The following is a 1,581-nucleotide window of genomic DNA, read 5'->3' as shown; positions in this document are numbered from 1 at the left end:
TACTGGATGCAGAAGGAAAGACGGACTGTGAATACAGCACGGATGAGTCTCTGGCTAATGAGATTACGGAGTATCTGCAAAAAGAAATTATCATGGATTTTGCCGGATATGAAGAAAGAAGCTATTCGGAACGGTTTACCAGGGAAGATGGATCCTTTATTGACATTGCAGCCTGCGCCAGAAAAGATGCACCGGGTATCGTTGCAATCTATTACTACACATCTCCTGAATTTGCCAGAAACTATACGCTGACGATACAGGGGCTTTTAAATGGTTATAGTATCCAGAAAGATGGAACGATTATCGTTGCAGACGACGGAATCGTTGTTGCCAGCAATAATGAGAGCCTGTTGGGACAGAATACAGCCGACAACGAAGTTGTTCAGGCAATGAAAAAGCATACAGACAGTCAGCATATCTATCATTTTAAGAAGGAAGGAATTGGAGGTTATGGAATCATGCTGAAACAGCGTGATTATTATATCTACGCATATCTTCCGGATACGGAAGTGTTTTGTAATCTTCCATTAAGTGTTATAGGTGTTATTTTTCTTTATTTTCTGATGTCCGGCATATTCTGGTTCTGGACATACAGAACCAATCTGGCGCACCGGAAACAAGAATTTGAAAAAGATGAAAAATATAAAGCAGAACTTCTGATAGCAGCAAAAAAGGCAGAAGCCGCCAATGAGGCAAAAACAGAATTTCTTCATCGTATGAGCCACGATATCAGGACTCCGATTAATGGAATCTACGGTTTGATCAATATGGCAGACCATTATGCAGATGATATGGAGAAGCAGAAGGAATACAGAACAAAGGTGAAAGCGGCATCCAATCTGTTGCTGGAACTGGTAAATGATGTTCTGGACATGAGTAAGCTGGAGTCGGGTGAAGTTGTTCTGGAAGAGAGTCCATTTAATCTGAGCAAAATCTCTGAGGAAGTGCTTGTTGTAATTGAACAGATTGCTGCAGAACAGAATATCCGGATTGTATGGGAGAAAAAAGAAATCATACACCGTGATCTTATTGGAAGTCCGGGGTATGTAAAACGTGTGATGATGAATATCCTGTCCAATGCAGTGAAATATAACAGAGAAAATGGACATATTTATCTTAGCTGCATGGAAATCCCATCCGAACAGCCAGGAATGACGACAATGGAATTTATCTGCCGGGATACAGGAATCGGAATGACTGAGGAGTTCCAGAAACATATTTTTGAACCATTTGCACAGGAATATACGGGAAGCCGCACAAAGTTTGTCGGAACTGGACTGGGAATGGCCATTGCAAGGAAGCTGGTCGAGAAAATGGGTGGAACCATTACTTTTGAAAGTGAAAAAGGCGTAGGGACGACATTTGTGATCCGGGTCCCATTTAAAATAGATCCGGATGCGGATAAACGTGAAGAACAGAAGGATGTATCCGAAAAATCTATAAAGGGATTTCATATTCTTCTGGCGGAAGATAATGAGCTGAATATGGAAATCGCTGAATTTATGCTTCAGAATGAGGGTGCGGACGTGATTAAAGCGTGGAATGGGCAGGAAGCGGTTGAGCTGTTCAGAAAAAGTGAAC

The 1,581-nt window shown here is 41.7% G+C and carries 1 protein-coding gene; it reads left to right on the top strand.

What is annotated here, in order from left to right:
* Window positions 1-1,581: ATP-binding protein (locus DWZ40_RS10140; protein WP_243035302.1), on the top strand; the 1,581-nt coding region annotated here is incomplete at both ends.

It is taken from the genome of Clostridium sp. AF32-12BH (genome assembly GCF_003477935.1).
Lineage (GTDB): Bacteria > Bacillota > Clostridia > Lachnospirales > Lachnospiraceae > Brotaphodocola.
This window is presented reverse-complemented; position numbering and strand designations above follow the sequence as displayed.